Origin of the sequence: Pseudomonas sp. CC6-YY-74, assembly GCF_002025205.1 — a bacterium.
Taxonomy (GTDB): Bacteria; Pseudomonadota; Gammaproteobacteria; order Pseudomonadales; family Pseudomonadaceae; genus Aquipseudomonas; species Aquipseudomonas paeninsulae.
The window spans coordinates 2,890,016-2,909,030 of record NZ_CP019947.1 but is presented as its reverse complement, the minus strand read 5'-3'; the positions used below and the strand labels follow the sequence as shown (position 1 = coordinate 2,909,030).

General features: G+C 61.1%; 22 protein-coding genes and 1 pseudogene. 11 read left to right on the top strand and 12 right to left on the bottom strand.

Translation table 11 applies throughout. The features are described from left to right. Nucleotides 1-31: 31 nt before the first annotated feature. Nucleotides 32-550, bottom strand: coding sequence for a ribosome biogenesis factor YjgA (gene yjgA / locus B2D37_RS13335; RefSeq protein WP_079203144.1), 519 nt, complete (start codon nt 548-550; stop codon nt 32-34). Nucleotides 551-667: 117 nt separating this feature from the next. Between yjgA and pmbA the strand changes: the two genes are divergently transcribed. Then, nucleotides 668-2,014 carry a metalloprotease PmbA gene (gene pmbA / locus B2D37_RS13330; protein ID WP_079203143.1) on the top strand — a complete coding sequence of 449 codons (1,347 nt, stop codon included), beginning with the start codon at nt 668-670 and terminating at the stop codon, nt 2,012-2,014. Nucleotides 2,015-2,188: 174 nt separating this feature from the next. Here pmbA and B2D37_RS13325 read toward each other — a convergent pair whose 3' ends face one another. The 10 genes from B2D37_RS13325 to B2D37_RS13280 form a co-directional block, all read right to left on the bottom strand. Beyond that, nucleotides 2,189-2,461, bottom strand: coding sequence for an HPr family phosphocarrier protein (locus B2D37_RS13325; protein ID WP_079203142.1), 273 nt, complete (start codon nt 2,459-2,461; stop codon nt 2,189-2,191). Between the two features lie 13 nt (nt 2,462-2,474). Then, nucleotides 2,475-3,332: an RNase adapter RapZ gene (rapZ, locus tag B2D37_RS13320; protein WP_079203141.1), complete on the bottom strand. Its 858-nt coding sequence runs from the start codon at nt 3,330-3,332 to the stop codon at nt 2,475-2,477. A gap of 2 nt (nt 3,333-3,334) precedes the next feature. Next, nucleotides 3,335-3,808 (bottom strand): PTS IIA-like nitrogen regulatory protein PtsN, encoded by a 474-nt coding sequence (ptsN, locus tag B2D37_RS13315; RefSeq protein ID WP_079203140.1) that lies wholly within the window; start codon nt 3,806-3,808, stop codon nt 3,335-3,337. Between the two features lie 15 nt (nt 3,809-3,823). Then, nucleotides 3,824-4,132 carry a ribosome hibernation-promoting factor, HPF/YfiA family gene (hpf, locus tag B2D37_RS13310; protein WP_079203139.1) on the bottom strand — a complete coding sequence of 103 codons (309 nt, stop codon included), beginning with the start codon at nt 4,130-4,132 and terminating at the stop codon, nt 3,824-3,826. 189 nt (nt 4,133-4,321) lie between these two features. After that, on the bottom strand, nt 4,322-5,830 hold the full coding sequence (locus B2D37_RS13305; protein WP_079203138.1) for an RNA polymerase factor sigma-54: 1,509 nt from the start codon (nt 5,828-5,830) through the stop codon (nt 4,322-4,324). A gap of 133 nt (nt 5,831-5,963) precedes the next feature. Next, a complete protein-coding gene (lptB, locus tag B2D37_RS13300; protein ID WP_079203137.1) occupies nt 5,964-6,689 on the bottom strand; it encodes an LPS export ABC transporter ATP-binding protein in 726 nt (241 codons plus the stop codon). 2 nt (nt 6,690-6,691) lie between these two features. Further along, nucleotides 6,692-7,234 carry a lipopolysaccharide transport periplasmic protein LptA gene (lptA, locus tag B2D37_RS13295; RefSeq protein WP_079203136.1) on the bottom strand — a complete coding sequence of 181 codons (543 nt, stop codon included), beginning with the start codon at nt 7,232-7,234 and terminating at the stop codon, nt 6,692-6,694. Next, on the bottom strand, nt 7,221-7,790 hold the full coding sequence (lptC, locus tag B2D37_RS13290; protein WP_079203135.1) for an LPS export ABC transporter periplasmic protein LptC: 570 nt from the start codon (nt 7,788-7,790) through the stop codon (nt 7,221-7,223). The genes lptA and lptC overlap by 14 nt, the downstream gene beginning before the upstream one ends. Nucleotides 7,791-7,798: 8 nt before the next feature. Continuing rightward, the gene (locus tag B2D37_RS13285) at nt 7,799-8,338 is read right to left on the bottom strand and encodes an HAD family hydrolase (RefSeq protein ID WP_079203134.1); all 540 of its coding nucleotides are present in this window, start codon (nt 8,336-8,338) and stop codon (nt 7,799-7,801) included. After that, complete coding sequence (locus B2D37_RS13280; RefSeq protein ID WP_079203133.1) at nt 8,338-9,312, bottom strand: KpsF/GutQ family sugar-phosphate isomerase; 975 nt, start codon at nt 9,310-9,312, stop codon at nt 8,338-8,340. Before B2D37_RS13280 ends, B2D37_RS13285 begins: the two co-directional genes overlap by 1 nt. 282 nt (nt 9,313-9,594) lie before the next feature. Here B2D37_RS13280 and B2D37_RS13275 point away from each other — a divergent pair, with 282 nt between their 5' ends. From B2D37_RS13275 to hisC, 10 genes and pseudogenes are all read left to right on the top strand, one after another. Next, entirely contained in the window at nt 9,595-10,404 is an 810-nt protein-coding gene (locus tag B2D37_RS13275) for an ATP-binding cassette domain-containing protein (protein WP_079203132.1), read from the top strand. Continuing rightward, nucleotides 10,404-11,200 (top strand): annotated as a pseudogene (gene mlaE / locus B2D37_RS13270) (lipid asymmetry maintenance ABC transporter permease subunit MlaE). Before B2D37_RS13275 ends, mlaE begins: the two are co-directional and overlap by 1 nt. Continuing rightward, a complete protein-coding gene (gene mlaD, locus B2D37_RS13265; RefSeq protein WP_079203131.1) occupies nt 11,200-11,667 on the top strand; it encodes an outer membrane lipid asymmetry maintenance protein MlaD in 468 nt (155 codons plus the stop codon). The pseudogene mlaE and the gene mlaD overlap by 1 nt, the downstream one beginning before the upstream one ends. Nucleotides 11,668-11,681: 14 nt before the next feature. Then, nucleotides 11,682-12,314, top strand: coding sequence for a phospholipid-binding protein MlaC (locus B2D37_RS13260; protein ID WP_079203130.1), 633 nt, complete (start codon nt 11,682-11,684; stop codon nt 12,312-12,314). Continuing rightward, nucleotides 12,311-12,619 (top strand): lipid asymmetry maintenance protein MlaB, encoded by a 309-nt coding sequence (locus tag B2D37_RS13255; RefSeq protein WP_079203129.1) that lies wholly within the window; start codon nt 12,311-12,313, stop codon nt 12,617-12,619. The genes B2D37_RS13260 and B2D37_RS13255 overlap by 4 nt, the downstream gene beginning before the upstream one ends. A gap of 177 nt (nt 12,620-12,796) precedes the next feature. Next, nucleotides 12,797-13,036, top strand: coding sequence for a BolA family protein (locus B2D37_RS13250; RefSeq protein ID WP_079203128.1), 240 nt, complete (start codon nt 12,797-12,799; stop codon nt 13,034-13,036). A 12-nt stretch (nt 13,037-13,048) separates the two neighbouring features. Next, nucleotides 13,049-14,314, top strand: a complete 1,266-nt coding sequence (gene murA / locus B2D37_RS13245; protein WP_079203127.1) for a UDP-N-acetylglucosamine 1-carboxyvinyltransferase — start codon at nt 13,049-13,051, stop codon at nt 14,312-14,314. A 78-nt stretch (nt 14,315-14,392) separates the two neighbouring features. Beyond that, nucleotides 14,393-15,028, top strand: coding sequence for an ATP phosphoribosyltransferase (hisG, locus tag B2D37_RS13240; protein WP_079203126.1), 636 nt, complete (start codon nt 14,393-14,395; stop codon nt 15,026-15,028). Nucleotides 15,029-15,196: 168 nt separating this feature from the next. Further along, nucleotides 15,197-16,507, top strand: coding sequence for a histidinol dehydrogenase (gene hisD / locus B2D37_RS13235; RefSeq protein WP_079203125.1), 1,311 nt, complete (start codon nt 15,197-15,199; stop codon nt 16,505-16,507). 74 nt (nt 16,508-16,581) lie between these two features. Continuing rightward, nucleotides 16,582-17,634, top strand: coding sequence for a histidinol-phosphate transaminase (hisC, locus tag B2D37_RS13230; RefSeq protein ID WP_079203124.1), 1,053 nt, complete (start codon nt 16,582-16,584; stop codon nt 17,632-17,634). Between the two features lie 191 nt (nt 17,635-17,825). Here the strand turns inward: hisC and algW are convergent, their stop codons facing one another. Then, nucleotides 17,826-18,968: a Do family serine endopeptidase AlgW gene (gene algW, locus B2D37_RS13225; protein WP_079203123.1), complete on the bottom strand. Its 1,143-nt coding sequence runs from the start codon at nt 18,966-18,968 to the stop codon at nt 17,826-17,828. Nucleotides 18,969-19,015 lie beyond the last annotated feature (47 nt).

The following is a 19,015-nucleotide window of genomic DNA, read 5'->3' as shown; positions in this document are numbered from 1 at the left end:
GCCGAGGGCGTCACCCACCTTTACGGCAGGATCAACGCAATCCGCGTTGGGCTTCGTCCAGTTCGCGGATGTACTTGAAGATTTTGCGCGAGGTCGCTGGCGCTTTGTTCTGCGCCAGTTCGTGCTGGGCCTGGCGAATCAACTGACGCAGGTGTTGCCGATCTGCTTCAGGATAGTCGCCAACAAAGGCTTCCAGGGTGTCGTCGGTACCGTTGATAAGACGGTCACGCCAGCGCTCCAGGCCATGAAAGCGTTCGTTGTACTGGCGAGTTGAAGCGTCCAGTTGGTCGAGCAGGGTAAGAATCGCTTCGATGTCCTGATCGCGCATCAGCCGGCCGATAAACTGCATATGGCGCTTTTTCGCGGAATTGGCCGTGTGCTTGGGCGCCTCTTCGAGGGCGCGGCGCATTTCGTCGGTCAACGGCAGTTTGTTGAGCAGGTCGGGCTTCAGGGTGGTCAGGCGTTGACCTAGGTCTTGCAAGGCGTGCAGCTCGCGCTTGACCTGGGTTTTACTCTTCTCGCCGGAGAAGTCATCAAGATATTCAGGCATGGGGGGGGTCCAATGGAAAACGCCGCCATGATAGCAAGTATCCAACTGCAAGCGTTCAGCCCGCAGCATCACGCGCGAAGCTCGCAGTAGATCCGGAACAGATTCTTAGGAGTGGTTATGAGTGCAGTAGATATAGTCGGCCCCGAAGCCGTGCCGCAGTTGCAGGCCCAGGTCGAGCAGATTATCGCCGAGGCGAAGAAGCAGGGCGCCAGTGGCTGTGAGGTGGCCGTGTCGGTGGAACAAGGCTTGTCCACTTCGGTTCGCCAGGGCGAAGTCGAAACGGTCGAATTCAATCGTGACCAGGGTTTCGGTATCACCCTGTATGTCGGCCAGCGCAAGGGCTCGGCCAGCACCTCGGCAAGTGGCGATGCCGCTATCCGGGAAACCGTCGCGGCGGCTCTGGCGATCGCCAAGCATGCGTCGGAAGATGAGGCGGCAGGCTTGGCCGATGCCGAGCTGATGGCGCGCGAGTTTCCGCAACTGGATTTGTATCACGCCTGGGCGGTCAGCCCGGAGCAGGCCATCGAGCAGGCGCTGCGCTGTGAAGCTGCAGCCTTTGCCGCGGACCCGCGGATCAAGAACGCCGACGGCACCACCCTCAATACCCACCAGGGCTGCAGGGTCTATGGCAATAGTCATGGTTTCATCGCGGGCTATGCCAGCACGCGGCACAGCTTGAGCTGTGTGATGATCGCCGAAGATGGCGGGCAGATGCAGCGCGATTACTGGTATGACGTCAATCGTCAGGGCGAGCTGCTGGCCGATGCCGCAGGGATTGGTCAGCGTGCCGCGCAGCGTGCGGTCAGTCGTCTGGGCGCGCGGCCGGTACCGACCTGCGAAGTGCCGGTGCTGTTTTCCGCCGAACTGGCGACGGGGCTGTTCGGGCATTTCCTCGCGGCTATTTCCGGCGGCAACCTGTACCGCAAGTCATCCTTTCTCGAAGGTGCCCTGGGCCAGCAGTTGTTCCCCGACTGGCTGACTCTCGACGAGCGTCCGCATATTCCGCGTGCCCTGGGCAGTGCGGCCTTCGACGGCGATGGGCTGGCGACCTATGCCAAGCCCTTTGTCGCGGGCGGCGAGCTGGTCTCCTACGTGCTGGGCACTTACTCGGGGCGCAAGCTGGGCATGCCGAGTACGGCCAACTCTGGAGGCGTGCATAATCTGTTCGTCAGCCATGGCGCGGAAGACCAGAACGCGTTGCTCAAGCGCATGGGCCGTGGCCTGTTGGTCACCGAGTTGATGGGCCAGGGCCTGAATATGGTCACCGGCGACTATTCGCGAGGGGCTGGTGGTTTTTGGGTGGAGAACGGCGAGATCCAGTTCCCGGTGCAGGAGGTGACCATCGCCGGCAACCTGCGCGACATGTTCAAACAGATAGTCGCGGTGGGTAACGATCTCGAGCTGCGCAGTAATATCCGCACCGGCTCGGTGTTGATCGAGAAGATGACGGTGGCGGGTAGCTGACGCCAGCCCTAAGCGGCAAGCTAGAAGTAAAAAACCAAGGGCGCCCATTGGCGCCCTTTCGTTTGGCTGTTGCTCAAGGTTCACTGTCCCTGGCAATCTAAAGCTGCAAGAAAAACAGGAGGTAAACTGAGTGAATTCGAGGGCACACTGCTTGGCGCTTGCGCGCTTGCGCGCTTATTCGCCTTCGTCGAAGTAGTTGTTGATCAGTTCGACCAGGGAGTTGAGTGCGTCATCGTCCTGCTCACCTTCGGTGTGCAGGTGAATCGGCGTGCCTTTGCCAGCCGCGAGCATCATTACCGCCATGATGCTTTTGCCGTCCACCAGGCTCTCCGGTGCGCGGCCGACCCTGACCTGGCAGGGGAAGCGCCCGGCGACACCGACGAACTTGGCGGCTGCGCGTGCATGCAGGCCCAGTTTGTTGATGATGGTGACTTGGCAGGAAGGCATCGCGGCAGGATCCTTAGCTAAGGTCGCGGTGGCGAACCTGGACGTTTTTCAGAATGGGTTTCAGGGCCTCGCCCAGGCGATTGGCCAGGTACACCGAGCGGTGATGACCGCCAGTGCAGCCTATTGCCACCGTGACGTAGGCACGGTTGCTGGCGGCGAAGCGGGGCAGCCATTTCTTCAAGTAGGCGAGGACGTCCTGGAACATTTCCTCGACATCGGCCTGGGCCGCCAGATAATCGGCCACCGGCTGGTCGAGCCCGGAGAAATCGCGCAGGTCCGGCTTCCAGTAGGGGTTGGGCAGGCAGCGCACATCGAACACCAGATCGGCATCCACCGGCATGCCGCGCTTGAAGCCGAACGACTCGACCAGAAAGGCCGTGCCTGGCTCCGGTTGATTGAGCAGGCGCAGCTTCAGGCTGTCGCGCAACTGGTAGAGGTTGAGGTGGGTGGTGTCGATTTGCAGGTCAGCGAGGTCGGTGATTGGCCCGAGCAGCAGACTTTCATCGGCAATGGCCTCGGCCAGCGAGCGGTTCGCGTTGGTCAGCGGATGGCGCCGGCGGGTCTCGGAAAAGCGCTTGAGCAGGGTTTCCTCATCGGCATCCAGGTAGACCACGTCGCACTTGATATGCCGCGCACGTACCTCCTCGAGGATTTCCGGGAAACGCTTGAGCTGGCTGGGCAGGTTGCGCGCGTCGATCGACACGGCGACTTGCGGGTGGAGCAGTTCGGTGTCCTGCAGGGTGCGCTCCGCCAGTTCGGGGAGCAGGCCGGCCGGCAGGTTGTCGATGCAGTAGAAGCCGTTGTCCTCAAGGACGTCGAGGGCGGTGCTTTTGCCGGAGCCGGAGCGACCGCTGACGATGATCAAGCGCATGGTCAGGCCCGGTTGAGTTGGCTTTGTATGTCCACAACGACCTGATACAGCGCGTCGCTGTTCTGGGCTTGGCGCAAACGCTCACGCACATCGCTGCGGTCGAGCATGCTGGCAATCTGGCGCAGCAGTTCCAGGTGTTCGTCGGTGGCCGCTTCCGGTACCAGCAGGACGAACAGCAGGTCGACCGGGGCGCCGTCGATGGCGTCGAAGTCCACCGCTGCATCCAGGCGCAGCAGCGCACTGATCGGTGCGTTGCAGCCCGGCAGGCGACAGTGCGGAATGGCAATGCCATTACCGAAACCGGTCGAGCCGAGTTTTTCGCGGGCGATCAGGCTTTCGAAGATGTCTTGGCCATCCAGGTCGGGCAGTTCGCGTGCCACCAGGTTGGCTATCTGTTCGAGTACGCGTTTCTTACTGCCTCCCGGCACGTTCACCAGGGAACGGCCGGGGGTCAGGATATTTTCGAGTCGGATCATAGGAGGGAGGCGATCTCAGCGGGCCATAGCGCCCTGCTGGCGGTCGATCTGCTTTTCCTTGTGCTTGATGAGTTGGCGGTCGAGTTTGTCGGTCAGTAGGTCGATGGCTGCGTACATGTCGTCGTGCTCGGCATTGGCGACCACTTCGCCGCCGGCAATATGCAGGGTCGCTTCGATTTTCTGCTTGAGCTTCTCGACCTCCATGGTGACTTGCACGTTGGTGATCTTGTCGAAGTGGCGCTCCAATCGGCCGAGCTTTTCGTCGATATAGTCGCGCAGGGCGTCGGTCACATCCAGCTGATGTCCACTGATGTTGACTTGCATACCGTTTCTCCTTGTTGCCGCGGATGAGAGGCAGGCTACCGGGCCTGCCGCCGGAATACTTTGGCGTGAAAGACGCTGGCATGTCACACCTGGCACTGTCGCTCGGGTCTTGGCAGTGTGGCTGCTATCGCGAGAGCGAGGCCGGGTATGACGTATGCCTTGTTTGTGGGTCTTTCGTCGAGTGCCACCTTACATCAATCGCTTGCGCTCGCTAGAAGGCGCTATACCAAGCGATTCACGGTATTTTGCGACTGTGCGGCGGGCTACTTGTATGCCCTGTGCCTCCAGTAAACCAGCGATCTTGCTGTCACTCAACGGCTTTTTTGCATTTTCCGCGGCGACCAGTTTTTTGATGATGGCGCGGATCGCCGTCGACGAGCATTCGCCGCCTTCGGAGGTGCTGACGTGGCTGGAGAAGAAATATTTCAGCTCATAAATGCCACGCGGGGTGTGCATGAATTTTTGCGTGGTGACCCGCGAAATGGTCGATTCATGCATGCCCACCGCCTCGGCGATATCGTGCAGGACCAGTGGCTTCATCGCCTCGTCGCCGTAGTCGAGAAAGCCACGCTGGTGTTCGACGATCTGGGTGGCGACCTTCATCAGGGTTTCGTTGCGACTCTGCAGGCTCTTAATGAACCAGCGGGCTTCCTGCAGTTGGTTGCGCATGAAGGTGTTGTCGGCACTGGAGTCGGCGCGTTTGACGAAACCGGCGTATTGCGCATTGACCCGCAGGCGCGGCATGGCTTCCTGGTTCAGCTCCACCAGCCAGCGTTCGTTGTGCTTGCGCACGATGACGTCAGGCACCACGTATTCTGGCTCGCTCGACTCGATCTGCGAGCCGGGGCGTGGATTGAGGCTCTGGATCAGTTCGATGACTTGGCGCAGCTCGTCTTCCTTGAGCTTCATGCGGCGCATCAGCTGGCTGTAGTCACGACTGCCGAGCAGGTCGAGGTAGTCGTTGGCCAGGCGTAGAGTCTCGCTCAGCCAGGGTGTCTTGGCTGGAAGCTGGCGCAGTTGCAGGAGCAGGCACTCGCGCAGGTCACGGGCGGCAATGCCAGCTGGCTCGAACTGCTGGATGCGGTGCAGTACGGCTTCCACTTCGTCGAGTTCGATGTCCAGGTCCGGGTCGAAGGCTGCGACGACTTCCTCGAGGCTTTCTTCCAGGTACCCCTGATAGTTGATGCAGTCGATCAGGGTGACCCCGATCAGCCGATCCTTGTCGGACATCGGCGCCAGATTGAGCTGCCAGAGCAGGTGACTCTGCAGGCTTTCGCCAGCCGAAGTGCGAGTAGTGAAGTCCCACTCGTCATCGTCGTTGCTCGGCAGGCTGCTGGCGCTGGTCTGATAGACGTCTTCCCACGCGGTGTCGACCGGCAGCTCGTTGGGGATCCGTTCGTTCCATTCGCCCTCTTCCAGGTTGTCCACGGTCTGTGGGGTTTCCTGGTGGCTGTTGTCCTGGTAGGACTCTTCCTGCTGGGGGGCGGGCGCCGGGTTTTCGGCGCCGTCGGCCAAGGGGTTCGCGTTGTCGAAGTCGTCACCGTCTTCTTCGCGCTCGAGCATCGGGTTGGACTCCAGGGCCTCCTGGATCTCTTGCTGCAGATCCAGGGTAGACAATTGGAGTAGGCGAATAGCCTGTTGCAGCTGCGGGGTCATCGTCAGCTGCTGGCCCATTCTCAGGACTAGCGATGGTTTCATTGCAGACCTTATTTGCCGGCGTCTGTGCGCAATCCACTACAGGGCGCCGTAGCGCCACAAGGAAGCAAATTATATGCCTGATCTGCAGTGGTTTGCCTAGCTCTGGCTGCTGTTCGGTTGAGGAAAACCGCTGTTACAGGCGGAACTCGTGCCCCAGGTAAACGTCTTTGACCAGCTGGTTGGCCAGAATAGCATCGGCATCGCCTTCGGCAATCAGTTGGCCGTCGCTGACGATGTAGGCTGTTTCACAGATATCCAGGGTCTCGCGGACATTGTGGTCGGTGATCAGTACGCCGATTCCCTTGGCCTTGAGGTGGTGGATAATCTGCTTGATGTCGCCGACCGAGATCGGATCGACTCCGGCGAAGGGTTCGTCGAGCAGGATGAATTTTGGTGCGCTGGCCAGGGCGCGGGCGATTTCCACGCGACGGCGTTCGCCGCCGGACAGACTCATGCCGAGGTTGTCGCGGATGTGGCTGATATGGAATTCCTGCAGCAGACTTTCCAATTCTTTGCGGCGACTGGCCCGATCCAGCTCCTTGCGGGTCTCGAGGATGGCCATGATGTTGTCGGCCACGCTGAGCTTGCGAAAAATCGAGGCTTCTTGCGGCAAGTAACCGATACCGGCGCGGGCGCGGCCGTGCATCGGCAGGTGGCTGACGTCGAGGTCGTCGATCAGTATGCGGCCCTGATCGGCCTGCACCAGGCCGACGACCATGTAGAAACAGGTGGTCTTGCCCGCGCCGTTGGGGCCGAGCAGGCCGACGATCTGCCCGCTGTCGATGCTCAGGCTGACGTCGCGCACGACTTGGCGGCCTTTGTAGCTCTTGGCCAGGTGCTGGGCTGTCAAAGTGGCCATTGCTACTGTGCCTGCTGTTCGGCTGGTGGGTTCTTCGGCTGGATCACCATGTCGATGCGTGGGCGCGGCGTAGTGATGTTGGTGCCGGTGGCACGCCCGGCATTGACGATCTGGCGGCGGGTGTCATAGATGATTTTCTCGCCCTCGAAGGTATTGCCTTCCTGGATCACCTTGGCCTGGTCGATCAGCACGATGCGTTCATTGGCGGCGAAATACTGGATGGTCAGGCCGTAGGCTTTGACGATCTGCTTGTCCGCAGATGGTTTCTGCTCGTAATAGGCGGGTTTGCCGACCGAGGTGAAAATTTCGATGTCGCCCTGGGCGTTCTGGGTGATGGTCACGGTGTCGCCCGTAATCTTCAGGGTGCCCTGGGTGATGATCACGTCGCCGCGATAGACCGCGATGCCTTGTCGGTCATCGAGTTCGGCGCTGTCGGCCTGTACGCGGATCGGCTGCTCACGGTCAGTGGGCAGCGCCCAAGCGCACGCGCTTCCGAGCGCGACGCTCAAGCTGAGCAAAAAGGGGAAGGTTTTAACGAACCTCATGCTGGCCTCTTACGTTGGACAGCAGGAGCATCCTGCCGTCATTCAAATACGCTTTCATTCCTTGTGCCGTGGTCACTCCATTGGCCGCGACGATTCTAACGGCTTGCTGGGTCTGCGCATATTCCTTATCCGGAAATACGGTCAGGCGGCTGGTGGTCAGGATGGTCGGGCGACCCTTGGCATCGGTGCGTTCGACGCGGACTTTGTCGATCAATTCCACTTCCTTGCCTTGCGGCGCCACTTCGGCGCGCTCGCTACTCACCTTCCAGGGTAGTTCGGTGCCGCGATACAGGTGCAGGAAGGGGTTGGTCAGCAGGGTAATGTCGCTGCTCTTGATGTGCTCCAGCTTGTCGCTGGTCATCTGGTAATGCAGCTTGCCGTCGGCCTGGTATTGCACGGTAGTGGCATTGACCACATAGAAATCGATGGCGTTTTCGTCGCGGGCTCGTACCGGTTGCTCGGAGAAACTGTCGGGGTTGATGTTCCAGTAGCCTACGGCGGCAAGCAGTGCGGCCGCGAAAGTGTAAAGGACGGGTGTCAGCAATTTGCGCAGCATAGTGGGCTCTACAGGTAGGCGGCTTGGGCGGCGTCGAGGCTGCCTTGGGCGCGCATGATCAGCTCGCAGAATTCGCGGGCTGCGCCTTCGCCGCCGCGGGCCTGGGTCACGCCCTGGGCATGCTCGCGCACAAACGCGTCTGCGCTGGCGACCGCCATGCCCAGGCCAACCCGACGGATCACCGGCAGGTCCGGCAGGTCGTCACCCAAATAGGCGACTTGCTCATAGCTTAGGCCGAGTTCGCCAAGAAGCTCGTCGAGTACCACAAGCTTGTCTTCGCGGCCCTGGTACAGGTGCTGGATGCCCAGATTTTTTGCCCGGCGTTCGACTACCGGAGTCGTGCGTCCGCTGATTATGGCGGTGCGCACGCCCGAAGCGATCAGCATCTTGATGCCGTGGCCGTCGAGGGTGTTGAACGTCTTGAACTCGCTACCGTCGACCAGGAAGTAGAGCTTGCCGTCGGTGAGCACGCCGTCGACATCGAAAATCGCCAGTTTGACTGCCTGGGCGCGTTGTTGCAGGTCAGGGTTGATCACATCAGGGGGCATCACATTACTCCGGCGCGTAGCAGGTCGTGCATATTCAGGGCGCCGACCGGGCGGTCGTCGCTGTCGACCACTACCAGTCCGCTGATCTTGTGGTCTTCCATGATTTTCAGTGCTTCGGCGGCGAGCATCTCCGCGCGGGCGGTTTTGCCGTGCACGGTCATCACGTCATCGATCCTCGACTGGCGCACATCGATGCCGCGATCCAGGGTGCGGCGCAGATCGCCATCGGTGAAGACGCCGGCCAGGCGTCCGTCGCCCTCGACTACTACGGTCATGCCCAGGCCTTTCTGCGTCATCTCCAGCAGGGCGTCACGCAGCGAGGTGCCACGCTGCACGCTAGGCAGGCTGGAACCGGCATGCATGACGTTCTCCACTTTCAGCAGCAGGCGTCGGCCAAGGGCGCCGCCGGGGTGGGAGAAGGCAAAATCTTCGGCGGTAAAGCCGCGGGCTTCCAGTAGGGCAATGGCCAGGGCGTCGCCGAGGACCAGGGAGGCGGTGGTGGAGGAGGTCGGCGCCAGGTTGAGTGGGCAGGCTTCCTGGGATACGCGGGCGTCCAGGTTGACTTCGGCGGCCTTGGCCAGCGGCGAGTCCGGGTTGCCGGTCATGCTGATCAGGGTGATGCCGAGGCGCTTGATCAGCGGCAGCAGGGTGATGATTTCCGCCGTCGAGCCCGAGTTGGACAGGGCCAGCACTACGTCGTCGCGGGTGATCATGCCCATGTCGCCATGGCTGGCTTCGGCCGGATGCACGAAAAATGCGGTGGTGCCGGTGCTGGCCAGGGTGGCGGCAATCTTGTGGCCGATATGCCCTGACTTGCCCATACCGACCACCACCACGCGGCCCTTGCTGGCCAGAATGAGTTCGCAGGCGCGAATAAAATTGCTGTCGATACGTGGCAGCAGTTCTTCAATCGCCTCGAGTTCCAGGCGAATGGTGCGTTGTGCGGACTTGATCAGCTCGTTGGACTGGCTCATGGCGTCTTTATAGGCATATCGAGTAAAAGGCGGCGATTATAGCGGGAAAGTTTCGCGCACTCACCTTTGAATCGTTCGGTGGCCGGGCTTGAGCGCTTTTCGCGGTCGCGTGCAGGCACGTGTTCGATCATGTGCTCGGCGGTTTGTAAACAAATGTTCGATCTTGGGCAGGCTAATTCGGCAATGTTATAGTGCCCGGCCATTTTCGGCCGGTCCGGCAACTGCAGTGTCTTCGCAGCGCTGGCGGGCGTCTGTCAGGGAGGCTGCATCCAAGGAGTCGAGATGAGTGCCGAGCAGCAATATGCGGTCGAGCTGAAAAACCTCAGTTTTCAGCGGGGCGACCGGGACATTTTCAAAGATATAGACATTCGCATCCCGCGTGGCAAGGTCACCGGCATCATGGGGCCTTCCGGCTGTGGCAAGACCACGCTGTTGCGCCTGATCGGTGCGCAGCTCAGGCCGAGCAAGGGGGAGGTGTGGGTCAATGGGCTGAACTTGCCGAACCTCTCGCGCAGCGAGCTGTTCGACATGCGCAAGCAGATGGGCGTGCTGTTCCAGAGCGGCGCGCTATTCACTGACCTGGATGTGTTCGAGAACGTCGCCTTTCCGCTGCGTGTGCACACCCAGCTGCCTGACGAAATGATCCGTGACATTGTCCTGATGAAGCTGCAGGCCGTGGGTCTGCGCGGTGCGCTGGAATTGATGCCGGATGAGCTGTCCGGTGGCATGAAGCGCCGCGTAGCGCTGGCGCGGGCGATTGCCCTCGATCCCCAGATACTGATGTACGACGAGCCTTTCGTTGGCCAGGATCCGATTGCCATGGGTGTGCTGGTGCGCTTGATTCGTTTGCTCAGCGATGCCTTGGGTATTACCAGCATCGTGGTGTCCCACGACCTGGCGGAAACCGCCAGCATTGCCGATTACATCTACCTGGTGGGCGACACCAGGGTGCTCGGTCAGGGCACGCCGGATGAGTTGATGAACTCGGATGACCCTCGCGTTCGCCAGTTCATGCAAGGCATTCCAGACGGGCCGGTGCCGTTCCACTTTCCGGCGGCAGACTACCGCGACGATTTATTGGGGGGGCACTGATGCACAAGACATCTACGCTCGAACGGATCCGTCTGTTTGGTCGCGCCGGCATCGATGTGGTTGCCACGCTTGGGCGTGCGACGGTGTTTCTGGTGCGTGCGCTGTTCGGTCGCAGTTCTGCCGGCAGTCCGCTGCAGTTGCTGATAAAGCAGTTGTACTCGGTCGGCGTGATGTCCCTGGCGATCATCGTCGTGTCGGGGGTTTTTATCGGCATGGTCTTGTCGTTGCAGGGTTTCAATATCCTGTCTGACTACGGTTCGGAACAGGCGGTTGGGCAGATGGTCGCCCTGACCTTGTTGCGCGAACTCGGTCCGGTGGTCACCGCCTTGTTGTTCGCTGGGCGCGCGGGATCCGCATTGACAGCGGAAATCGGCAACATGAAATCCACCGAGCAATTGTCCAGCCTGGAAATGATCGGTGTCGATCCGCTCAAGTACATTGTTGCGCCGCGTCTGTGGGCCGGTTTCATCTCGATGCCGTTGCTCGCGGTGATTTTCAGCGTGGTCGGTATCTGGGGGGGGCGATGGTCGCCGTCGACTGGCTCGGCGTTTATGAGGGTTCGTTCTGGGCCAACATGCAGAACAGTGTTTCGTTTCGTGAAGACGTGCTCAATGGTGTGATCAAAAGCATCGTTTTTGGCTTTGTCGTTACCTGGATTGCCGTTTTTCAGGGCTATGACTGTGAGCCGACCTCGGAAGGCATCAGTCGCGCCACCACAAAAACAGTGGTTTACGCCTCGCTCGCCGTGTTGGGGCTGGACTTTATTCTGACCACTTTGATGTTTGGAGACTTCTGATGCAAAACCGCACACTGGAGATTGGTGTCGGCCTGTTCCTGTTGGCCGGGTTATTGGCCCTGCTGCTGCTGGCGTTGCGCGTCAGTGGTCTGACGGTAGGTAGCAGCGATACTTACAAGGTCTATGCGCACTTTGAGAATATTGCCGGTCTAACGATACGGTCCAAGGTGACCATGGCCGGGGTGACCATCGGTAAAGTGACCGCAATCGATCTGGATCGCGACAGCTACACCGGGCGCGTCACCCTCTTGCTGGATGACAGCGTGGACAACCTGCCCACCGATTCGACTGCTTCGATCCTGACCGCCGGTTTGCTCGGTGAGAAGTACATCGGTATCAGCGTTGGCGGTGATGAGGAGGTGCTCGTCGATGGCGGTATCATCTACGACACCCAGTCGTCGTTGGTGCTGGAGGACCTGATCGGTAAATTCCTGCTCAACTCGGTCAATAAAGACGAGGCTAATTAATGAGGGCTCCCACTATGCTCAAGACCCTGCGTAACAGTCTGTTCGCTCTGCTGGCGGCCATGCCGCTGCTGGCTGTCGCCGCGCCGAGTGCCCATCAGGTGGTGGAGCAAACCACGACCACGCTGCTGGAAGACCTGAAGGTCAATAAAGACAAATACCGCAGCGATCCAGCGGCTTTTTATGCATCGCTGAACGATATTCTCGGTCCGGTGGTGGATGTTGACGGCATTTCCCGCGGGGTGATGACCGTGCGCTACTCGCGCCAAGCCACGCCTGAGCAGATGCAGCGCTTTCAGGAAAACTTCAAGCGCAGTCTGATGCAGTTTTATGGCAACGCCCTGCTCGAATACAACAATCAGGATATTCGCGTGCTGCCATCCAGCGGCAAGCAGAGTCCGCAGCGCGCTTCGGTGCACATGGAGATCAAGGACGGTAATGGCACCCTTTACCCGCTGTCCTACACCATGGTCAAGCAGGATGACGGCTGGAAGATGCGCAACCTGATCATCAATGGCATCAACGTCGGCAAGCTGTTCCGCGATCAGTTCGCCCAGTCCATGCAGAACCACGGTAATGACCTGGACAAGGTCATCGACAGCTGGGCCAATACCGTAGCCAAGGCCCGTCAGTCTGCGGGTGAGTCGTGAGCAAGGCTGCCATCGTCGAACAATCGTCCGGACTGTTTCAGCTCTCTGGCGTGCTCGATTATCTCGGTGGCCCGGCCTTGCGCGAGCAGGGCGGACGGCTGATTGCCGCCAGTCAGGCGGCCCGCTGCGTGATCGACTGCGCGTCTGTGGAGAAGTCCAGCAGCGTGGGTCTGTCGCTGTTGCTGGCGTTCATGCGTGATGCCCAGGTTGCAGGTAAAAGCCTGGTGGTGCGCAGTTTGCCCGAGGAGATGCGCGAGATCGCCAGTGTCTCCGGGCTGCTGGATGTGCTGCCGCTGGAAGCCTGAGCCCGGCTCGCGGTCGGGACAACCTCCGTGCGGGGTTCGCAGGCGCGTGGCTTTTTTTGTATGATGCGCGACCGCGAGCTTTGTAGTCTGTCGGGCTTGTCGCTGTGCTACTGCGGAAAAGCCCTCCAGCTCCCAAGACTCTGCTGTCGTTAATCAATGTGTTGATCGAGGTTGAGCATGCAGGCCTTAGAAGTGAAAAGCCTCCTGGAGGCCAAACTGCCGGACACCCAGGTGGAAGTTGAAGGCGAAGGCTGTAACTTCCAGCTGAACCTGATTAGTGATGAGTTGGCTGGCCTGGGCCCGGTCAAGCGTCAACAGCAGGTCTACGCTCACCTCAATCCGTGGATTGCCGATGGCAGTATCCATGCGGTGAGCATGAAATTCTTCAGCCGTGCCGATTGGGCCGCGCGCTCCTAAATCGAGAGAGTCATGGACAAACTGATTATTACCGGCGGTGTGCGCCTGAATGGCGAGATCCGCATTTCCGGGGCGAAGAACTCCGCCCTGCCGATTCTTGCCGCCACCCTGCTCGGCGATGCGCCGGTGACCATCTGCAACCTGCCGCACTTGCACGACATCACCACCATGATCGAGTTGTTCGGGCGCATGGGCATCGAGCCGATCATCGACGAGAAACTCAGTGTTGAAGTCGACGCGCGGGCGATCAAGACGCTGATCGCGCCCTACGAGCTGGTCAAGACCATGCGCGCCTCGATCCTGGTGCTCGGGCCGCTGGTGGCACGTTTCGGTGAGGCCGAAGTCGCCCTGCCTGGCGGTTGCGCCATTGGTTCGCGGCCGGTCGACCTGCACATCCGCGGCCTCGAAGCGATGGGCGCGATCATCAATGTGGAAGCTGGCTATATCAAGGCCAAGGCGCCCGAGGGCGGTCTGCGCGGTGCGCACTTCTTCTTCGATACCGTGAGCGTGACCGGTACTGAAAACATCATGATGGCCGCGACTCTGGCCAAAGGCCGCAGCGTGCTGGAAAACGCCGCGCGCGAGCCGGAAGTGGTGGATCTGGCTAACTGCCTGATCGCCATGGGGGCGAAGATTTCCGGTGCCGGCACCGACACCATCACCATCGATGGCGTCGAGCGTCTCGGCGGTGCCCGTTTCAGTGTAATGCCCGACCGTATCGAAACCGGCACCTACCTGGTGGCGGCAGCGGCGACTGGCGGCCGGGTCAAACTGAAAGATACCGATCCCACCGCCCTGGAAGCGGTACTGTCCAAGCTGCAGGAAGCCGGTGCGGAAGTCACCACCGGTGCCGACTGGATTGAACTGGACATGAAAGGCAAGCGGCCGAAAGCCGTCAACCTGCGTACCGCGCCCTATCCGGCGTTCCCCACCGACATGCAGGCGCAGTTCATTGCCCTCAACGCGATTGCCGAAGGTACCGGCACGGTGATCGAGACCGTGTTCGAGAACCGCTTCATGCACGTCTATGAAATGACCCGCATGGGTGCGCAGATCATGGTCGAGGGCAATACCGCCATCGTCACTGGCGTCGAGAAGCTCAAGGGCGCCCCGGTCATGGCCACCGACCTGCGTGCCTCGGCCAGCCTGGTCATCGCCGCACTGGTCGCCGACGGCGACACCCTGATCGACCGCATTTACCACATCGACCGTGGTTACGAGTGCATCGAGGAAAAACTACAGATGCTCGGCGCTAAAATTCGCCGTGTGCCGGGTTAGGTTGTTGCTGAGCGCGGCGATGTCCCATAGCCAGTCCGCAAGGGCTGGTCTGGTCCAGTTCCAAAGGAAATTTGCTTCATGCTGACGATTGCGCTGTCCAAAGGCCGCATCCTCGACGACACCCTGCCGCTGCTCGCCGCTGCAGGCATTGTGCCGACCGAGAATCCGGATAAAAGCCGCAAGCTGATCATCCCCACCACCCAGGCGGATGTGCGTCTGCTGATCGTGCGCGCCACCGATGTGCCGACCTATGTCGAGCATGGTGCCGCGGATCTCGGCGTGGCCGGCAAGGACGTGTTGCTCGAGTACGGCGGCCAGGGCCTGTATGAGCCGCTGGATCTGCGCATTGCGCTGTGCAAGCTGATGACCGCCGGTGCCGTTGGCGCGCCCGAGCCGAAAGGCCGGCTGCGGGTGGCCACCAAGTTCGTCAACGTGGCCAAGCGTTACTACGCCGAGCAGGGTCGTCAGGTCGATATCATCAAGCTTTACGGCTCGATGGAGTTGGCGCCGCTGGTGGGGCTGGCCGACAAGATCATCGACGTGGTCGATACCGGCAATACCCTGCGCGCTAACGGCCTGGAAGCCCAGGAGCTGATCGCCCACATCAGTTCGCGGCTGATCGTCAACAAGGCTTCGATGAGGATGCAGCACGCGCGCATCCAGGAACTGATCGATACCCTGCGCGAAGCCGTAGAGGCACGACACCCCAGCTAATACCTTTGCGGCATTGCGCCGCGTGACCGCCAAGGACGGCGGAAATGCCGAATATGCAGGAGCGATTTTCGGCCGCCTATCCATGTCATAGCCAATTATCTCGGGCGTCCATGCGGTGGGCTTGGTAGCCTGTCGACGCCCGAGCATTTGCCAATCATGAGGCCCGCTATGACTGCTGCTATCGCCATCCGCCGACTCAACGCTGCCGACCAGGACTTTGCTCGTCATCTGGATCATCTGCTCAGCTGGGAAAGTGTCTCGGATGATGCGGTCAACCAGCGTGTGCTGGAGATCATCAAGGCCGTGCGCGAGCGTGGCGACGCGGCATTGGTCGAGTTCACCCAGAAGTTCGACGGTCTCGAAGTCGCCTCGATGGCCGACCTGATCCTGCCGCGCGAGCGTCTGGAGTTGGCCCTGACCCGTATCACCCCGGCGCAGCGCCAGGCGCTGGAACTTGCCGCCGAGCGCGTGCGCAGCTACCACGAGAAGCAGGTGCAGGATTCCTGGAGCTACACCGAGGCCGACGGCACCGTGCTCGGCCAGAAAATCACCCCGCTGGATCGTGCTGGCCTCTATGTGCCGGGCGGCAAGGCCTCCTATCCGTCCTCGGTGCTGATGAACGCCATTCCGGCCAAGGTCGCCGGCGTGCCGGAAGTGGTGATGGTGGTACCGACCCCGCGTGGCGAGATCAACGAGCTGGTGCTGGCCGCGGCCTGCATCGCCGGGGTCGACCGGGTGTTCACCATCGGCGGTGCCCAGGCCGTGGCGGCATTGGCCTATGGCACCGAGAGCGTGCCGCCGGTGGACAAGATCGTCGGCCCTGGCAACATCTATGTGGCTACCGCCAAGCGCCACGTATTTGGCAAGGTCGGTATCGACATGATTGCCGGGCCGTCGGAAATTCTGGTGGTCTGTGACGGCCAGACCGACCCGGACTGGATCGCCATGGACCTGTTCTCCCAGGCCGAGCACGACGAGGACGCGCAATCGATCCTGGTCAGCCCGGATGCGGCCTTTCTCGATCGCGTGGCCGAGAGCATCGCCAGGCTGCTGCCGACCATGGAACGTGCCGAGATCATCCGCACCTCCCTCGAGGCCCGCGGCGCGTTGATCCAGGTGCTCGACATGGCCCAGGCCATCGAGGTGGCCAACCGCATTGCCCCGGAACACCTGGAGTTGTCCGTCGCCGAGCCCGAGCAGTATCTAGCGCAGATCCGTCATGCCGGCGCGATCTTCATGGGCCGCTACACCGCCGAGGCGCTGGGCGACTACTGCGCCGGGCCGAACCACGTGCTGCCGACCTCCGGCACCGCGCGCTTCTCCTCGCCGCTGGGGGTATACGACTTCCAGAAGCGTTCCTCGATCATCCAGTGTTCGGCTGCCGGTGCGTCGGAACTGGGCAAGACCGCTTCGGTGCTGGCCCGTGGCGAGTCGCTGACCGCCCACGCGCGCAGTGCCGAGTACCGCATCAAGGGCTAACGACGCCACCGTAGGATGGGTTGAGCGCAGCGATACCCATCGCCAACGCAACAAATTCGAGGAGAGAAGGGCAGATGAGCAAATTCTGGAGCCCCTTCGTCAAGGACCTGGTGCCCTATGTGCCGGGTGAACAGCCGAAACTGGCCAAGCTGGTCAAACTCAATACCAATGAAAACCCTTACGGCCCGTCGCCCAAGGCGATTGCCGCGATGCAGGCCGAACTCAACGACAACCTGCGTCTGTACCCGGACCCCAATGGCGAGCGCCTGAAGCAGGCCGTGGCCGACTATTACGCTGTGCGGCTCGATCAGGTGTTCGTCGGCAACGGTTCCGACGAGGTCCTGGCACATGCCTTCCATGGCCTGTTTCAGCACGACAAGCCGTTGCTGTTCCCGGATATCAGCTACAGCTTCTACCCGGTCTACTGCGGCCTCTATGGCATCACCCCGGAGGTGATCGCGCTGGACGAGCAGTTCCAGATTCGGCTCGAGGACTACGCTCGGCCCAATGGCGGCATCGTCTTCCCCAACCCCAATGCGCCGACCGGCTGCCTGTTGGCCCTGGAGGCCATCGAGCAAGTGCTCAAGGCCAATCCCGACAGCGTGGTGCTGGTCGACGAGGCCTATATCGATTTCGGCGGTGCCACAGCGATCAGTCTGGTCGACCAGTACCCGAACCTGCTGGTGACCCAGACCTTGTCCAAGTCGCGCTCTCTGGCTGGCCTGCGCGTCGGTCTGGCGGTGGGTCACCCGGATCTGATCGAGGCGCTGGAGCGGATCAAGAACAGCTTCAACTCCTATCCCCTGGATCGCATCGCGATTGCCGGCGCGGCGGCGGCCTTCGACGATCGCGAGTACTTCGAGGCGACCTGTCAGCAGGTCATCGAGAGTCGTGAAACTACGGTGGCCGGCCTGCAGGCACTGGGCTTCGAGGTGTTGCCCTCGGCGGCGAATTTCGTCTTCGCCCGTCACCCGCACAAGGATGCGGCGACCTTGGCGGCCGGCTTGCGTGAGCAGGGGGTGATCGTGCGCCACTTCAAACAGGCGCGAATCGCCCAGTTCCTGCGCATCAGCATTGGCGCGCCGGAGCAAAACCAAGCGTTGCTGGATGCGCTTGCAAGCCTGTAACCGACGGTAGGGAGGGCTGGGCGGCAATCCGCCTTCGCTCACCGGGGCGGCCAGCCTGGCTGGTGGGCTAAAGCCCGCCCTGCGCAGGAGGATCGGGCGGTCGGCCTATTCGCGTTGCATCTCAACGAGGCGAACAGGCTGCAGATTAGAGGTTGCCACGCCGCGGGATAAACTGCGCGGCAGGAGGACTGTCAACCTTCCTTCACGGGCGGGCGTACGCCTATTTCGGCGCTCAGTTCCTGTCGTTCGCCGTTGCGCAGGATCTCGATGCGGATCTTTCCGCCGGGCTTGGTGCGGGCTACCTGGTTCATCGAGCGGCGGCCGTCACTGGCTGCTTCGCCGTCGATATTGAGGATCAGGTCGCCGGGTTGCAGGCCGGCCTTCTGCGCCGGGCCATCACGGTAGATGCCGGCGACGACGATGCCCGGGCGACCTTCTAGGCCGAAGGACTCCGCCAGCTCCGGGGTCAGCGGTTGCACTTCAATGCCCAGCCAGCCGCGAATCACCTGGCCTTGCTCGATGATCGCCTGCATCACTTCCAGCGCCAGTTTCACCGGGATGGCGAAACCAATGCCTTGCGAGCCACCTGACTTGGAGAAGATCGCGGTGTTGATCCCGACCAGGTTGCCGTGGGCATCGACCAGCGCGCCGCCCGAGTTACCCGGGTTGATCGCCGCATCGGTCTGGATGAAGTCTTCGTAGGTGTTGAGGCCCAACTGGTTGCGCCCGGTGGCGCTGATGATGCCCATGGTCACGGTCTGGCCGACGCCGAAAGGGTTGCCGATGGCCAGGGTGACGTCGCCGATCCTGATATTGTCCGAGCGACCGAGGGTGATCGCTGGAAGGTCAGGCAAATCTATTTTCAGCACGGCGAGGTCGGTTTCCGGATCGCTGCCGATTATCCGCGCCAGGGTTTCGCGGCCATCGCGCAAGGCCACCACTATCTGGTCGGCGCCAGTCACCACGTGGTTATTGGTCAGCAGGTAGCCTTCGGTGCTCATGATCACCGCCGAGCCGAGGCTGGATTCCATACGCCGCTGCTTGGGCAGGTTGTCGCCAAAGAACTTGCGAAATTGCTCGTCCTCGAACATGGGGTGAGTCGGCTTGTTGACGAACTTAGCGGTGTAGAGGTTGGCTACGGCTGGCGAGGCGGTGCCCACCGCATCGGCATAGGACACCGGACCTTCCTGCGCGGAGCCATAGACAGGCGCCTGGCGTAGTTGCACATCCTGGGTGGGCAGGCCAACCCATTGTGGGAAGTACTGGATGATCAGCAGTGCCAATAGCACTCCGACCAGCAGGGGCCAGCCGAGAAAACGCAGGGCCTTGAACATCGATGAAATCCTGAAGGTTGCCGGGGACTGATATGCCCCTTAAGGTG

What these genes read in the sequence shown, in the direction of transcription:
- yjgA (WP_079203144.1), bottom strand. Translation starts at nt 550, where the DNA reads ATGCCTGAATATCTTGATGACTTCTCCGGCGAGAAGAGTAAAACCCAG.
- pmbA (WP_079203143.1), top strand. Translation starts at nt 668, where the DNA reads ATGAGTGCAGTAGATATAGTCGGCCCCGAAGCCGTGCCGCAGTTGCAG.
- B2D37_RS13325 (WP_079203142.1), bottom strand. Translation starts at nt 2,461, where the DNA reads ATGCCTTCCTGCCAAGTCACCATCATCAACAAACTGGGCCTGCATGCA.
- rapZ (WP_079203141.1), bottom strand. Translation starts at nt 3,332, where the DNA reads ATGCGCTTGATCATCGTCAGCGGTCGCTCCGGCTCCGGCAAAAGCACC.
- ptsN (WP_079203140.1), bottom strand. Translation starts at nt 3,808, where the DNA reads ATGATCCGACTCGAAAATATCCTGACCCCCGGCCGTTCCCTGGTGAAC.
- hpf (WP_079203139.1), bottom strand. Translation starts at nt 4,132, where the DNA reads ATGCAAGTCAACATCAGTGGACATCAGCTGGATGTGACCGACGCCCTG.
- B2D37_RS13305 (WP_079203138.1), bottom strand. Translation starts at nt 5,830, where the DNA reads ATGAAACCATCGCTAGTCCTGAGAATGGGCCAGCAGCTGACGATGACC.
- lptB (WP_079203137.1), bottom strand. Translation starts at nt 6,689, where the DNA reads ATGGCCACTTTGACAGCCCAGCACCTGGCCAAGAGCTACAAAGGCCGC.
- lptA (WP_079203136.1), bottom strand. Translation starts at nt 7,234, where the DNA reads ATGAGGTTCGTTAAAACCTTCCCCTTTTTGCTCAGCTTGAGCGTCGCG.
- lptC (WP_079203135.1), bottom strand. Translation starts at nt 7,790, where the DNA reads ATGCTGCGCAAATTGCTGACACCCGTCCTTTACACTTTCGCGGCCGCA.
- B2D37_RS13285 (WP_079203134.1), bottom strand. Translation starts at nt 8,338, where the DNA reads ATGCCCCCTGATGTGATCAACCCTGACCTGCAACAACGCGCCCAGGCA.
- B2D37_RS13280 (WP_079203133.1), bottom strand. Translation starts at nt 9,312, where the DNA reads ATGAGCCAGTCCAACGAGCTGATCAAGTCCGCACAACGCACCATTCGC.
- B2D37_RS13275 (WP_079203132.1), top strand. Translation starts at nt 9,595, where the DNA reads ATGAGTGCCGAGCAGCAATATGCGGTCGAGCTGAAAAACCTCAGTTTT.
- mlaD (WP_079203131.1), top strand. Translation starts at nt 11,200, where the DNA reads ATGCAAAACCGCACACTGGAGATTGGTGTCGGCCTGTTCCTGTTGGCC.
- B2D37_RS13260 (WP_079203130.1), top strand. Translation starts at nt 11,682, where the DNA reads ATGCTCAAGACCCTGCGTAACAGTCTGTTCGCTCTGCTGGCGGCCATG.
- B2D37_RS13250 (WP_079203128.1), top strand. Translation starts at nt 12,797, where the DNA reads ATGCAGGCCTTAGAAGTGAAAAGCCTCCTGGAGGCCAAACTGCCGGAC.
- murA (WP_079203127.1), top strand. Translation starts at nt 13,049, where the DNA reads ATGGACAAACTGATTATTACCGGCGGTGTGCGCCTGAATGGCGAGATC.
- hisG (WP_079203126.1), top strand. Translation starts at nt 14,393, where the DNA reads ATGCTGACGATTGCGCTGTCCAAAGGCCGCATCCTCGACGACACCCTG.
- hisD (WP_079203125.1), top strand. Translation starts at nt 15,197, where the DNA reads ATGACTGCTGCTATCGCCATCCGCCGACTCAACGCTGCCGACCAGGAC.
- hisC (WP_079203124.1), top strand. Translation starts at nt 16,582, where the DNA reads ATGAGCAAATTCTGGAGCCCCTTCGTCAAGGACCTGGTGCCCTATGTG.
- algW (WP_079203123.1), bottom strand. Translation starts at nt 18,968, where the DNA reads ATGTTCAAGGCCCTGCGTTTTCTCGGCTGGCCCCTGCTGGTCGGAGTG.